General features: G+C 62.7%; 12 protein-coding genes. 3 read left to right on the top strand and 9 right to left on the bottom strand.

Going from position 1 to position 13,291, the window contains the following annotated elements:
- Positions 1 to 44: 44 nt before the first annotated feature.
- The 7 genes from OEZ49_RS07175 to guaA form a co-directional block, all read right to left on the bottom strand.
- The gene (locus OEZ49_RS07175) at positions 45 to 992 is read right to left on the bottom strand and encodes an alpha/beta fold hydrolase (RefSeq protein ID WP_263387665.1); all 948 of its coding nucleotides are present in this window, start codon (positions 990 to 992) and stop codon (positions 45 to 47) included.
- 6 nt (positions 993 to 998) lie between these two features.
- Positions 999 to 1,937, bottom strand: coding sequence for a homoserine O-acetyltransferase MetA (gene metA / locus OEZ49_RS07170; protein ID WP_263387664.1), 939 nt, complete (start codon positions 1,935 to 1,937; stop codon positions 999 to 1,001).
- 34 nt (positions 1,938 to 1,971) lie between these two features.
- Positions 1,972 to 2,844 (bottom strand): ATPase, encoded by an 873-nt coding sequence (locus OEZ49_RS07165; RefSeq protein WP_263387663.1) that lies wholly within the window; start codon positions 2,842 to 2,844, stop codon positions 1,972 to 1,974.
- A 53-nt stretch (positions 2,845 to 2,897) separates the two neighbouring features.
- The gene (locus OEZ49_RS07160; RefSeq protein WP_263387662.1) at positions 2,898 to 3,794 is read right to left on the bottom strand and encodes a DMT family transporter; all 897 of its coding nucleotides are present in this window, start codon (positions 3,792 to 3,794) and stop codon (positions 2,898 to 2,900) included.
- A gap of 52 nt (positions 3,795 to 3,846) precedes the next feature.
- The gene (locus OEZ49_RS07155) at positions 3,847 to 4,962 is read right to left on the bottom strand and encodes an OmpP1/FadL family transporter (RefSeq protein ID WP_263387661.1); all 1,116 of its coding nucleotides are present in this window, start codon (positions 4,960 to 4,962) and stop codon (positions 3,847 to 3,849) included.
- Positions 4,963 to 5,099: 137 nt separating this feature from the next.
- Positions 5,100 to 5,966, bottom strand: coding sequence for a DMT family transporter (locus OEZ49_RS07150; protein ID WP_263387660.1), 867 nt, complete (start codon positions 5,964 to 5,966; stop codon positions 5,100 to 5,102).
- 640 nt (positions 5,967 to 6,606) lie between these two features.
- Positions 6,607 to 8,166: a glutamine-hydrolyzing GMP synthase gene (gene guaA / locus OEZ49_RS07145; protein WP_263387659.1), complete on the bottom strand. Its 1,560-nt coding sequence runs from the start codon at positions 8,164 to 8,166 to the stop codon at positions 6,607 to 6,609.
- Between the two features lie 175 nt (positions 8,167 to 8,341).
- Here guaA and OEZ49_RS07140 point away from each other — a divergent pair, with 175 nt between their 5' ends.
- Positions 8,342 to 9,883 carry a trimethylamine methyltransferase family protein gene (locus OEZ49_RS07140; RefSeq protein ID WP_263387658.1) on the top strand — a complete coding sequence of 514 codons (1,542 nt, stop codon included), beginning with the start codon at positions 8,342 to 8,344 and terminating at the stop codon, positions 9,881 to 9,883.
- On the opposite strand, the gene OEZ49_RS07135 is transcribed toward OEZ49_RS07140, so the two are convergent.
- Positions 9,884 to 10,183, bottom strand: a complete 300-nt coding sequence (locus OEZ49_RS07135) for a DUF6477 family protein (RefSeq protein WP_164126743.1) — start codon at positions 10,181 to 10,183, stop codon at positions 9,884 to 9,886. It abuts the gene before it with no gap.
- A 249-nt stretch (positions 10,184 to 10,432) separates the two neighbouring features.
- Here OEZ49_RS07135 and OEZ49_RS07130 point away from each other — a divergent pair, with 249 nt between their 5' ends.
- Positions 10,433 to 11,584 (top strand): helix-turn-helix domain-containing protein, encoded by a 1,152-nt coding sequence (locus OEZ49_RS07130; RefSeq protein ID WP_263387657.1) that lies wholly within the window; start codon positions 10,433 to 10,435, stop codon positions 11,582 to 11,584.
- A gap of 63 nt (positions 11,585 to 11,647) precedes the next feature.
- Complete coding sequence (locus OEZ49_RS07125; protein WP_263387656.1) at positions 11,648 to 12,610, top strand: LysR substrate-binding domain-containing protein; 963 nt, start codon at positions 11,648 to 11,650, stop codon at positions 12,608 to 12,610.
- 57 nt (positions 12,611 to 12,667) lie between these two features.
- On the opposite strand, the gene OEZ49_RS07120 is transcribed toward OEZ49_RS07125, so the two are convergent.
- Positions 12,668 to 13,216, bottom strand: a complete 549-nt coding sequence (locus OEZ49_RS07120) for a peroxiredoxin (RefSeq protein ID WP_263387655.1) — start codon at positions 13,214 to 13,216, stop codon at positions 12,668 to 12,670.
- Positions 13,217 to 13,291 lie beyond the last annotated feature (75 nt).

Here is a 13,291-nt window from a genome sequence, read left to right as displayed (position 1 = left end):
TCCTTCATCGGGTGTGTCTTTTCCAATATGGAAGCTGCCGCGACTTAACGCAAACCCGCTCGATGCGCCGCACGCAGGACTGCGGCGACAACAGCGTCCACGGCGACATGATGCGGCATATGGCCGACCCCGTCGAGAGCCGTCAGATTTGCACCCTTGATCTGGTTGGACAGGTTCACGGCATGAAGTTCGAAATTCACGGTGTCGTCGGCGGTACCGTGAACGATCTCGGTGGGTATGGTGATTTCACCATAACGCAGGTGCAGGCTGCGGATTTGATCCAGCAGCAGGGCGCGGTGCATTGCATTCGCCCGCAGCGATCCCCGGCGTAGCGATAGGCCCGGGCCAAAATGGTTTGCGTAATCTCCGGGTTCGCTTTGGGGGGCAAACACATCCTCCAGAGACTTGGTCACATACCAATCCGGAACATAAGCCGCGATCAGCGGCACAGCCACGGCCGCGCCAATGGGGTTGGAGGTGACCCGGTACAAAAGATCCAGCGGAGTGGTCCACGGGTTGGAGGCGGCGGACACCGGGATCAGTGCCGACAGGGAGTCGGGGTGATTGACCGCCCAGGCGAGCGCCACTGCGCCGCCATAGCTGTGTCCCAGTACCATCGGGCGATCCGATCCCATCGCCCGCGCCGCCCGCGCCAAAATCGCGGCTTGCTGATCAATCCCGGCCGCGTCGGTGGGTAGGGCATCGGAAAACCCCAGCCCCGGCCTGTCGAACAAGATCACCCGGAAATGTCGGGCCAGAACCGGGGCTAGCGCATAGGTCATGTCGCGGGTGTTGCCGTTTGATCCGTGAATCATTACCAGGTCCGGACCTTCGCCCAGCACCTCGGCATGAATGCGCGTGCCGTCAACCTCGACAAACTGTCCGCGCGGTGGGTGCGAGGCCTCGGCGCGAGCTTCGTGACGGGCAGCGCGCCACAGGGTCAGGGCCCAGAACCCACAGGCAATCAGCGCCAGGACGAGGATCAGGCGCATCTCGGCTCAGCCTCTCAGATCTGTGGATTCCAGGCCGATCTTGTCAAGGTCATATGGCGTCGTCTCGTAGATCTCGCTGATCCAGTTGCCGTAAAGCAGATGCGCATGGCTGCGCCAGCGGTTCAGCGGTTTACGGGACGGGTCGTCATCGGGGTAATAGTTCAGCGGCACATTGATCGCCGTTCCGCTGGCCACGTCGCGATCGTATTCCTGCTTCAGCGTATCGCTGTCGTATTCAAAATGATTGAAGATGTAGATCGCGCGGTGTCCGGTATCCTCGACCAGGCACGGACCGACCTCGTCGCTGCCCAGAAGGGTGCGCAGACCCGAGGCCGCATCAATCTCGGCCTGTTTCATCTCGGTCCAGCGGCTGACGGGAATGACGAAGTCGTCCGAGAATCCGCGCAGATAGGGTGAGGCGGGCGCAAGGTTCTTGTGCCGGAAACAGCCGAACGCCTTGTGCTCGAGCATATGTTTCTTGACACCATGGAAATGATTGATCATCGCCATGCCACCCCAGCAGACGCCAAAGGTGGAATGCACGTTGGTTTGTGTCCAGTCAAAGACCTCACGCATTTCGTCCCAGTAGGTGACCTTGTCGAATTCGAGATGCTCGATGGGTGCGCCGGTGATGATCAGCCCGTCGAACTTCTCGGACCTTACCTCCTGAAAGGGACGATAGAACTCCTCCATGTGCTCGGCGGCGGTGTTTTTGGTCTGATGCTCGGTCATCCGGATCAGGCTCAGCTCGATCTGGAGCGGCGTGGCACCGATCAGGCGGGCAAACTGGTTCTCTGTCTGGATCTTTTTCGGCATCAGGTTCAGCAATCCGATGCGCAAAGGGCGGATGTCCTGTCGGGCAGCCTGATCCTCGGACATGACCATGACGCCCTCTCGGCTGAGGACGTCATAGGCGGGCAGATGTGCGGGGATCTTGATGGGCATTTTGGGGCCGTCTTTGTGATCAGGAAAGGAAAAGCTAGGTCTGAGCCGCGTGCGCCTCAAGGGCGCTGGCGATCAAATCATCGAAATCGGCTGCATTTCTAACCGCGCCGATCTGGTCGGTGGTCACGGTGATGCCCCATCTTTCGGCCATTGCGGCATAGCGCGGCTGGCGGTGCGCCAGGGCCTGGGCATAGGTCCAGCGCAGAAAGGCGGGCGGGTCGACACGGTCGGGCGACAGATCGTTGAGCGACAGGTACTTGTCCCAAACCCGGGTCAGGAACTCGAGCTGATAGGCCATTGGCTTGGGGTCGCGGTCGAACCGGCGGATCAGCTTTTCGGTATGCGCCTCGTCGCCCTTGATCCAGATCATCAGCGTGTGCTGGCTGAGATTTTTCAGAATCGGATCTTCGGGATTATCCGGATCGACCCATTCACAGATCGAACCGCCGGTGTCACAGATGAAATGCGGATAGCCATAAAGCCGTTCGGCCCGGTCGATGAAATACTCGGTATCGAGCAACGCATAGATCTCGGCATGGCGGAACTGGTCCTGCCGGCGGCGGTACTCAGCGATATCGATACCGCCCATCGCCGGGTCGCCGGGTGTGCCCAGGTAAGAGGCCACCGGTTTGAGGTTCTCGAAACTGATGTTCGAGCCGATATAGATCGAATCCGTCATCAGAAGATCACGCAGAAACGGCACCTTCATCGCCTCGGCCTTGGCGTTGTCGGCGATGAACTCGCCCATGTAGCGGGTGCCGATCCGATAGTCGATCGAGTAATGGAACCAATTTCCGGCATCCCGCAGAATATTCGAGACATAGGTCTTGCCCAGCCCCGACATGCCAAAAAACAGCACCTTCTTGCGCGCCGCATCGCGCCATTCCTGAGCCGAGCCGTAGATCATTCTGCACCGCTATCCCTTGTCAGGGCCGTTGTTAATGGGCGTCACGCCCATGGTCAATCGCGGCGGCGCGGGCCGTTGAGTACAATCAGCCCCAGCGCAAGCAGGGCAAAACCCGCATAGGTGTTGGCCGACAGTGCCTCATGCCGCACCCAGGCGCCCAGGATGATGGCCACCGGCGGGATAACCAGCGTCACCAGCATCAGGTTCGATGCCCCCGCCATCGCCAGGACGCGGTAATACAACAGATAGGCACCGGCGGTGGCGACCAGCGAATAATACCCGACCGCGGCCCAGGTGCGCGGTTGCAGGTCGAATTGCGGTGGGCCATCGACCAGCAGGGTCAGTGGCAGCATCAACAGGGTGGAGCCGGTCAACATGCCGGCAGCCGCCAGTTGCGGTGGCAAATGGCCAAGCCGGAGCCGGGCCCATGCTCCCGCCAGCGCATAGGACAGGGTCCCGGCAAGAACCGCCAGTTGCGCTGTCGAGCGCAGGCTGAACTGGGCCAGATGCCCAAGGCCAATGGTCGTCGCGACGCCCAGAAACCCAAGCGTGACACCCGCGAGCCGCCGTTTGGTCAACCGCTCGTCGGTAAAGACCAGCGTGGCGACCAGCACCCCGAAAATGGCCGTCGTCCCGTTCAGGATCGAGGTCAGCCCGCTTTCGATATGCTGTTGCGCCCAGGCCATCAGGGCAAAGGGTACCACGTTGTTGAGCGCCCCCATCACCAGAAAAGCCACCCAGATCCGGGGATCACGCGGCAGCGGGATGCGCCCGATCAACACCACCCCCCACAAGAGCAGGGCTGCCCAGAATGTCCGGTGCAGTACGGTGGTCAGAACCGGCAATTCATCCAGTGCGATGCGGATCGACAGGAACGAGGCGCCCCAAACCAGGCCGAGCAGCAACAGTTCGGCCCAGGCGCGCGGGGAAAGGGTTTTCTGATCACTCATACGCCCTTGTGCCCGACCCTGCGCCCCGGTGCGACCCGTTTCCTGCGCTTGCTCAGTTCAGCGCATAGGTGATCTGGAACCCGACGCTCCAGGCGCTGTTGCCGGTGAAGCGGGCGCCATTGTTGGTAGTAGCATCGCCCAGATCGGTATAGCGCACGCCGCCCGAAATCTTGGCCTTGTCCAGCGAATAGGTGCCGCCCAGGCCGACGCTCCAGAACCCGTCAGTGGGACCAAGATCGGACAGGCTGTCGCCCGAGCGCCGCTCGTACCCCAGCGTCACCGCGCCCGAAAAGGCCTCGGAGAACTTGCGCCCGATGCCCAGCGAATAGGTCACCGTATCGCTGTCGTAATCGACCAGATTGGTAAGCGGCGGATAGTTTGGCGGGTTATAGACCAACGCGGTCCAGTCGACCCAGCGCACGCTGCCAAACAGCAGCGTGTCGGCGGCGATACCGGTCTGGAAATCCAGGTTCACCGATTGCGGCGTGCTGATCGTACTGGATGAGGGCAGGGTGGCCACGAAGCCCGGCGGCGCGGGCGGCGGCGGGTTCAGGCTCTCGCTTTGTTCCAGGGTATGGTTGATGGCCGAATTGTAGGTCAGCGCCACCCTTGCAGCGATATCGGGCCGCTCCCACGCGACGCCGACCACATAGCCAAAATCGACCGGGCTGTCGGTGGTCACACTGTATCCGGCGGCGGCGGGAACGGTCACGCTGGCCTCGGCCCGCTGGGCGCGCAGGCCGCCGATCACGCTCAGCCCGCGGTCAAAGCGATAGCGGAACACGGCGGTCAGCGCGTCGGTATCGGCCTTGGCCCTGAGCACATCGCGGCGCTCGCCCGGCACCGGGTTCTGCGACAGCGGATAGGCGGCGTCATAGCTGATGTCGGCGCCAAAGGGCTGGTCATAGATTAGCGCGAAGTCCAGCCGATCGGTGAGCGCTTTCTTGTAGGCGAAATGCGGGGTGACAAAGCTGTTGGACACATTGCCCGAAGGCACGCCGCCCAGGCTGCCGCTGACGCGGGGATCGGTCCAGCCCAGGCGGAACTGGATCACTTCGCCGTCCTCGAACAGTATGTTGACGCCCTGGCCCGATCGGTCAAGGCCGCCGGCCTGTGCCGCCACCGTCAGGGCGCACAAAACCAGCGCACTCGAAAGCGCGTATCTCAATGATCTCTCACAGATATCTTCGTCCCGTGCAGGTGAGGGGCTGCGGGGAATTCGCGTTACTGTGAGATCAAGTTATGAAGGTGTACAGATCGGTCAATGATTGACCGAGGGGAAGCTCGCACCGGGTTGAGCGCGCGTTACCGGGTCGTGTTCCGGGTCTCGGTCAGGATGTTGAGGTAGTTGCCACCAAAGATCACCGCTGCACCGACCAGAACCCAGATATCGAGCGGTTCGCCATAAAGCAGCATGCCGACAACCGCGATCGTGGGCAGGCGGGCAAAGTCGATGGGCACGACCACGGTGGCGGGCGCGATGGCCAGCGCGTTGGTGATGCAGAAATGCGCCAACAGCCCGGCAAGCCCTACCAGCACAAGAAACGGCGCGGTGCCAAGCGTTGGCAGCGCGATCTGATCGTCATAGCCCGAGGCCACCATGCCCAGAATGGCTTGCATCACCGTGAGCCAGAACATGATGCAGCCGATGCTGGCGATCCGGGTGAGCTTCTTCGTGGAAATCGTTGTCAGGGCAAAGAAAAATGCCGACATTGCCGCCGTCAGGATGCCGATGCTCAGGCTGCTGGCGCCGGGTCGGGCGACGATCAGGATGCCGATGAAGCCGATCACCGCCGCGGCCACGCGCACTCGCGTCATCCGCTCTCCCAACAAGAGCGGTGACAGCAGGATGACCCAGAGCGGCTGGGTGAATTCCAGCGCAAAGACCTGCGCCAGCGGGATCACGGTGACGGCAAAGAACCACAGGTTCTGGCCGGTGAAATGCACCGTGTTGCGCAGCGCGTGCAGGCCCAGGGCGCGGGTGCTGACCTGATGCCATTTACCGGTCAAAGTCAGGGCCAGAGAGACCACCAGCACGCCTACAAAACTGCGGTACATCATGATTTCGAACGTGTCGTGCACGGCGCTCAACTCGCGCCCGGCCACCGCCATGGCCGAGAAGGAGGCGATTGCGCCGGTCATCCAGAGCGCGGCTTTCGAGGTGCTGTTCATGAAATCTCCGTCACTCTGGCGCCGCCATCAAGACCGCCGTAGCGGGGGGCGTCAAGCCGGGAATTGACCGTTTGTACTTGGTCCGAAAGGCGAATGTTCCGTTTTGTACAAGAGCGAACGCAGAGCAGAACCGGGCGCGGCTAACGAATTCGAAAGGTTTTGGATCTAACTTGATCGTGAGTTGGCCCGGGATGTGCAGGCAAGCGAAAGTCGGGTTTCGCGTGATGGGCTTGGTTGAATAGGGCCGGGGTCCGATGCGGTCGGTCTGGTGGAACGGTCGGCCCGGGGTTGGTCGCCGGGTGGCTTGGCCCTGCTTGGCGGATGCGGTCAGTCACCGCCGGGTGGCGAGGCGGTTTGGTTCCGCCTGGCGGCGTGGCTGGTCAAGGCCCGGCGCCTGATCGGTCGTACTTCGGGCGCCGGATACGGACGGGTCTGGTCGAGTGTATTGGGTCCAGCTCTGGGGATTGGGTCGGGTCGGGCGCCGGGGTTCCTTGGGCACGAGACGCAGGTATGGCCGCGCACGACAGACACCTGATGGGCGTGACTCCGTCCCGCGACTATGATCGGACAAGGCCGCGTGGCCGAGTTGCGTGATCCCACTCGGCGGTCAGGGTCTGTCGCGCCCGGGTGTCGGTGTGGATTATTCCCACTCGATGGTTCCCGGCGGTTTCGAGGTGATGTCATAGGTGCAGCGGTTGATGCCCTTGACCTCGTTGATGATTCGGGTCGCGGTTTCGCCCAGGAATTCGTGGGTGAACGGGTAATAATCGGCGGTCATGCCGTCGACCGAGGTCACCGCGCGCAGCGCGCAGGCGTAGTCATAGGTGCGCCCGTCGCCCATCACGCCGACGGTGCGGACGGGGAGGATCGCGACAAAGGCCTGCCAGATCTCGTCATAGAGCCCGTGCTTGCGGATCTGGTCGATATAGATCGCATCGGCCTCGCGCAGGATTTCGAGCTTTTCGCGGGTGATCTCGCCGGGGCAGCGGATGGCCAGGCCCGGTCCGGGGAAGGGGTGGCGGCCGATGAAGCTTTGCGGCAGGCCCAGTTCGCGGCCCAGCGCGCGGACTTCGTCCTTGAACAGCTCGCGCAGCGGCTCGACCAGTTTCAGGCCCATCTTTTCCGGCAGGCCGCCCACATTGTGGTGCGATTTGATCGTCACCGACGGGCCGCCCGAGAAAGAGACCGATTCGATCACGTCCGGGTACAGCGTGCCCTGGGCCAGGAATTCGGCGCCCTCGATGGTGTCGGCATGTTTCTGGAACACGTCGATGAAGAGTTTGCCGATGATCTTGCGCTTGGTCTCGGGGTCGGACTGGCCGTCAAGCTCGCCCAGGAACAGGTCCGATTCGTCGGCATGGATAAGCTGGATGTTGTAATTGTCGCGGAACATGCCGACGACTTCGGCGGCCTCGTTCTTGCGCAAGAGCCCGTGGTCGACAAAGACGCAGGTGAGCTGGTCGCCGATCGCCTCGTGAATGAGGATAGCGGCGACGGAACTGTCGACGCCGCCCGAAAGGCCGCAGATGACTTTCTTATCGCCCACCTGCTCGCGGATCTTGCGGATCATTTCCTCGCGATAGGCGCCCATGGTCCAGTCGCCCTTGAACCCCGCCAGACGCACGAAATTCTCGTAGAGCTTTGCGCCGTTGGGCGTGTGGTGCACCTCGGGGTGGAACTGAACCGCGTAGAAATGCCTGTTGGTGTCGGCGGTGATGGCAAAGGGCGCCCCAGGCGAGGTGCCGTAGACCTCGAAGCCGGGGGCGATTTCGGCCACGTGGTCGCCGTGGCTCATCCAGACCTGTTCGCGGCCATCCGTGAACCAGCCGTCGAGAATGTCGAGCTTGCCCTTGGGAGTGACATAGGCGCGGCCGAATTCGGCGGTGCCGTGGCCGGATTCGACGTGGCCGCCCAGCTGGGTCATCATCGTCTGCTGGCCATAGCAGATCCCCAGGATCGGCACGCCATAATCGAAGATTTCCTGCGGCGCGCGGGGGCTGCCCTCGCGCGTGACGCTGTCGGGCCCGCCCGAGAAGATCACGGCCCGTGGCGCCATTTCGCGCACGAAGTCCATCGTGACATTCTGATAGGGGTGGATTTCGCAATAGACGTTCAGCTCGCGCAGGCGGCGGGCAATCAGCTGCGTTACCTGGCTGCCGAAGTCGATGATCAGAAGGCGGTCGTGGGATGTCTGGCTCATGTCAGGCTCTTAGGCCGCGCATGGGTGTTAGGCAAGGGGCCAGATGGGGGCATGCTGTCGCCTTTGTGCGCGAAACATGTCGCTTTTCCCCCGATAGCGCCGCAATCCACATTCGGGTTGGCCGCAGTCCTGATAAAAGGCGGGCAATGCTAACCAATCAGCCAGGGGATCAACCATGGAAGAGGTCAAAACTCGGCGCGCTCGCGGGGGCGGCGGTGCGGCCCGTCGGGCCGAACGCACTGCGGTGAACATCGAAACCGCCAAGTATATCGAACGCAATATCCCCAACTTCGAAGTGCTGAACGAAGAGGCACTGGAGATCATCGAGGCGAATGCCGAGACCATCCTGGCGGAGATCGGCGTCAACTTCGTCAATAACCCGGCGGCGCTGGAGCGCTGGCGGGCGGCGGGGGCCGAGGTCGAGGACGAGCGGGTGCGGATCCCGCGCGGACTGGCGCGCAAACTGTGTTCCACCGCGCCGAGCCAATTCACCCAGCATGCACGCAACTCCGAGAAATCGGTGGTCATCGGTGGCCGCAACATGGTTCTGGCACCGGTCTATGGCCCGCCTTTCGTGCGCGATGCCCAGGGCGGCCGCCGCTATGCCACCATGGCCGATTTCGAGAAGTTCGTGAAACTGGCTTATATGTCGAAATGGCTGCACCATTCCGGCGGTACGGTCTGCGAGCCCACCGACATTCCGGTGAACAAGCGGCATCTGGACATGCTGATGGCGCATATGACGCTGAGCGACAAGCCCTTCATGGGCTCGGTCACGGCACCCGAACGGGCGCAGGATTCGGTCGAGATGTGCGAGATCCTGTTCGGCAAGGAGTTCGTGCGTGACAACACGGTGATGACCTCGCTGGTCAACATCAACTCGCCCATGACGTTCGACGACATCATGATGGGCGCGCTGGAGGTCTATGCGGCCAACAACCAGGCCGCGATCATCTCGCCGTTCATCGTGGGTGGCGCCATGGCGCCGGTGTCGGTGGCGGGTACGTTGACCCAGGTTCTGGCAGAGGTTCTGGCCGGTGTCGCCTATAGCCAGCTGGTTCGCCCGGGCGCGCCGGTGATCTTTGGTGCGTTTGTGTCGTCGATCGACATGAATTCGGGCGCGCCGACATTCGGCACGCCAGAGGCGTCGCTGATCACCTATGGTGCGGGGCAACTGGCGCGGCGGCTGAACCTGCCGTACCGTTCGGCGGGATCGTTCTGCGGCTCGAAACTGCCCGATGCGCAGGCGGCTTACGAGACCGCGAATTCGCTGAACATGGGGCTTTTGGCGGGCGTGAACTTCATGCTGCATTCCTGTGGCTGGCTCGAAGGCGGGCTGGTCGCGGATTTCGAAAAATTCGTGATGGACGCCGATCAGCTGGGCGTGCTGCACGGGTTGGCCAAGGGGATCGCCGTCGACACCAACGCACAGGCGATGGACGCCATCCGCGAGGTCGGGCCGGGCGGTCACTATCTGGGCTGCGCCCATACCCAGGCAAACTTCAAATCCGCTTTCTGGAAGTCGGAACTGCTGGATTACAAGCCGTTTGAAACCTGGGAAGAGGAAGGGGCACGCGATACCTATGCCCTGGCCTCGAACCGCGTTGAAAAGCTGCTGGCGACGTATCGCCAGCCGGAGCTTTCGCAGGATGTCGCCGAGGCGCTGGCCGCCTATGTGGCCGAGAAGAAGGCCTCGATGCCGGACTCGTTCATGTAACTAGAGAAGGTGCGAGGCGCGGCTTGCCTGAAGCAGCTCCGCCTCGCCCATCATTGCGATCAAAAGATCTACGTGACGGGTCAGCGTGTATCCGGCATCGTCGGCGCGGCGCTGTTCGTCCACCTCGCGTTCCAGTTCGATCAGGCGCAGCAGCGCGGCGGCGGGACGCGGCAGGCTGCCATATCCCAGAATTCTTTGCAGATGGCGTTCGCGATTATAGGTGGACTGCCCAAACCGTGCCGCGCGGATCAACAGCCGCGGCCGGCTCAGCGTCGTCAACATGGTCAACAGATCTTGCATGGCGAAACCTCATTGGCGTTTGAAATCGTTTCCGCCTTCTTTTTGACACAACCATTAAGGGTGTTGCGCCGCATTGGAAACTACCGAACGGTGAAGTCACTGCTGTTTATGATTTAGAAACAATCATGGTCCTCACAAGGCGTTTCTTAACCAACAGGTAACGAAAACAACCATAGGGTGTGTGAATAACCTGGGGGATAACGCTGTATAAGAAGGTCAGTTCTATTGTCGTTGAGGGCGGATACAACGGTGAGCCAAGTGGTAACCCAGGTTCCGGAGTGGGTTCCGGAGAATGCGCAACGCTACCTCGCGCATACCGAGGCCGGCTATTCGATTCGTGATCTGGCGCGGGGGGCGGGGTGTCATGCATCGACGGTGATGCGGCAGATTCGCAAGGTCGAGCTGCGCCGGGACGATCCGCTGGTGGATGCGGCCCTGCATGCCCTGGCCGCCGCGCATTTCCCGCCTTTGCGCACAAGAACGGACGCCAACCCTGCCAGCGGATTCAACCCAGAGGATCATGCCCCGATGCCTTCCTTGGCCATGCCGTCCAAAGACACGCCGAACGATACGACCTTTGATCAGGAGGCGATCCGGATCCTGCGTCGCATGTGCGAGAGCGGGGCGGTTCTGGCCGTGGCCGAGGACATGGACAAGGCCGTGGTTGTGCGCGACGACGGGCAGGGCGGCAGCACCCGCACCGCTGTGGTGGATTGCACGATTGCACAGGCGCTGGCGCTGAAGGACTGGATCGCCTGTGACCAGCCGGGCCGGATCAGCCGTTATTATGTTACCTCGGCGGGCCGCAGCGCGCTGGGGCAGTTGTTGGCCGAGGCCGAGAACCGGGCGCGGGTGCAGAAGGATGGCTTTGCAGAAGCGCAAAGCGCGTTTTCTGGCCCGGCGCGCCGGGTGGCGGAACCGGCCACAGGTGACGACATGGCCGAGCGGCCCCGGCGCGTGCGATACAACGCGGTGGAAAGCCCGCTGATCGCGCTGGCCCGGCGCAAGGATCGCGATGGCAGCCCGTTTCTGAGCGACAGGCTGGTGCGGGCGGGCGAGCGGCTGCGCGAGGATTTCGAACTAGCGCAGATGGGGCCTAATGTCACCCAGGACTGGGGGCGGTTCCTGACCGCGGGCGTGCGTTCAGAGTATTCCCCAGCTCAGCGGGGCGGGCATGGGCCCGAGGCGGCCCGCGACCGGGTTGACCGGGCGCTGGCGGAACTGGGGCCGGGGCTGAGCGATGTGGCGTTGCGGTGCTGCTGTTATCTGGAAGGGCTGGAACTGGCGGAAAAGCGCATGGGCTGGTCGGCGCGATCGGGCAAGATCGTCTTGCGGATCGCCTTGCAGCGCCTGCGCCGCCATTACGACGAGCAGCACGAGAAGGATCAGTACATCGGCTGATCCCTTGGTCCTGGTGGCGGCCCGGTGTTGTGAAATCGCCGGGGTGGTGCCACATAGTGGGCCATGAATTTCACCCTTCGCCAGCTGCGCTATTTCATCGCCCTTGCCGAACAGCGCAACTTTGGCCGCGCGGCCGAGGTTTGCCATGTGTCGCAGCCGGCCCTGTCGGTGCAGATCCGGGCGCTGGAGGATTGTGTCGGCGGGCGTCTGGTAGAGCGTCGCGCCCGCGATGTGGTGCTGACGCCGTTTGGCCGCACCGTGTTGCCGCTGGTGCAACAGGTGCTGGCCAATGCCGAACGGCTGGATCGGTTTGCCCAGGCACAGGCGGGTGAGGGGACCTTGTCGCTTGGGCTTATTCCGACGATGGCCCCCTATCTGCTGCCTGGGGTTCTGGCCGAGCTGAGGGCGCGGAACCTGTCGCTGAAAATCCACGTGCGCGAGGCGCGGACCGAGCAGTTGCTGGCGGCGCTGAACAAGGGCGAGCTGGATGCCGCGGTGCTGGCCCTGCCGGTGGCGCAGGCCGGGTTGACGGCGGTCGAACTCTTCGAGGACCGGTTTCTGCTAGCAGGATCGGCGGCGCGGCTGGAGCGGCTGCAACAGGAGACCGCGCGCATCCGGCCGACCGATCTGCAACCCGCGCAGCTGATGTTGCTGGAGGACGGGCATTGTCTGACCGATCAGGCGCTGGAGGTCTGCGGCCATGACCGGAACGCGGCCGGGATCAATATGGGGGCGTCATCGCTGGGGACGCTGTCGCGTCTGGTCGCTGCCGGGTTCGGGATGACCCTGATGCCGGAACTGGCCGCCCGGGCCGAGGCGGCGGCGGTGCCCGATCTGTGCCTGCACCGGTTTCCGATGCCCGAACCGCGTCGAATCGTCGGGCTGGCCCGGCGCATCTCGACCTATCGCGAAAGCTGGTTCGATGATCTGGTTGCGGTGATCCGGCAGGTGGGTACGGGGATCGTTTCGGAGGCTCGCGGCGGCGAGGCGAATCCGCCCTCAGTGGAAGATCAGACGCGGGCGTAACCGCCCGCGCCAGTGGGACGGGGCGGCAATCTGTGATGGCCGCCAGAGCCGTCAAGATCAGGCCGCGACCTCGGCATTTGCGGCGACCAGCCAGTTCAGCACGGTCTCGGGCGACGAGACGCCATAGGGGTCCTCGGGGCAGTTGTCCATCAGGCCGGGCTCTTCGAACCAGGCCTCGATCTTGCCGTCGTTGACAATGGCTGCATAGCGCCACGAGCGCATGCCGAAACCCAGATTGTCCTTGTCGACGAGCATGCCCATCTTGCGGGTAAACTCGCCCGAGCCATCGGGGATCACGGTGACGTTCTTGAGCCCCTGCGCCTCGGCCCATTTGTTCATGACAAAGCTGTCATTCACCGACATGCAATAGATCGCGTCGATGCCCTGGGCCTGGAAATCGGCAAAGCCGTTTTCGAAACCGGGCAGTTGATAGGTCGAGCAGGTGGGGGTAAAGGCGCCGGGCAGCGAAAAGAGCACCACGCGCTTGCCTGCGAAATAGTCGGCGGTGGTCATGTCCTGCCAGCGATAGGGGTTCGGACCACCAACGGACTCGTCTCGTACACGAGTGCGGAAGGTGACATTGGGAAGGGATGCTCCGGTCTTCATCAGACGAACTCCTTGCAATTTCAATTGATCGGGCGAGGGTTAGAGCGATTCCGGATCGGCTTCAACCGGGGAAAT

Origin of the sequence: Ruegeria marisflavi (assembly GCF_025673445.1) — a bacterium.
Lineage (GTDB): Bacteria > Pseudomonadota > Alphaproteobacteria > Rhodobacterales > Rhodobacteraceae > Ruegeria_B > Ruegeria_B marisflavi.
Note: the sequence above shows the minus strand (reverse complement) of the source record. Positions and strands in the feature narration are given on the sequence as shown.

What these genes read in the sequence shown, in the direction of transcription:
- OEZ49_RS07175 (WP_263387665.1), bottom strand. Translation starts at nt 992, where the DNA reads ATGCGCCTGATCCTCGTCCTGGCGCTGATTGCCTGTGGGTTCTGGGCC.
- OEZ49_RS07125 (WP_263387656.1), top strand. Translation starts at nt 11,648, where the DNA reads ATGAATTTCACCCTTCGCCAGCTGCGCTATTTCATCGCCCTTGCCGAA.
- OEZ49_RS07160 (WP_263387662.1), bottom strand. Translation starts at nt 3,794, where the DNA reads ATGAGTGATCAGAAAACCCTTTCCCCGCGCGCCTGGGCCGAACTGTTG.
- guaA (WP_263387659.1), bottom strand. Translation starts at nt 8,166, where the DNA reads ATGAGCCAGACATCCCACGACCGCCTTCTGATCATCGACTTCGGCAGC.
- OEZ49_RS07150 (WP_263387660.1), bottom strand. Translation starts at nt 5,966, where the DNA reads ATGAACAGCACCTCGAAAGCCGCGCTCTGGATGACCGGCGCAATCGCC.
- metA (WP_263387664.1), bottom strand. Translation starts at nt 1,937, where the DNA reads ATGCCCATCAAGATCCCCGCACATCTGCCCGCCTATGACGTCCTCAGC.
- OEZ49_RS07120 (WP_263387655.1), bottom strand. Translation starts at nt 13,216, where the DNA reads ATGAAGACCGGAGCATCCCTTCCCAATGTCACCTTCCGCACTCGTGTA.
- OEZ49_RS07140 (WP_263387658.1), top strand. Translation starts at nt 8,342, where the DNA reads ATGGAAGAGGTCAAAACTCGGCGCGCTCGCGGGGGCGGCGGTGCGGCC.
- OEZ49_RS07135 (WP_164126743.1), bottom strand. Translation starts at nt 10,183, where the DNA reads ATGCAAGATCTGTTGACCATGTTGACGACGCTGAGCCGGCCGCGGCTG.
- OEZ49_RS07165 (WP_263387663.1), bottom strand. Translation starts at nt 2,844, where the DNA reads ATGATCTACGGCTCGGCTCAGGAATGGCGCGATGCGGCGCGCAAGAAG.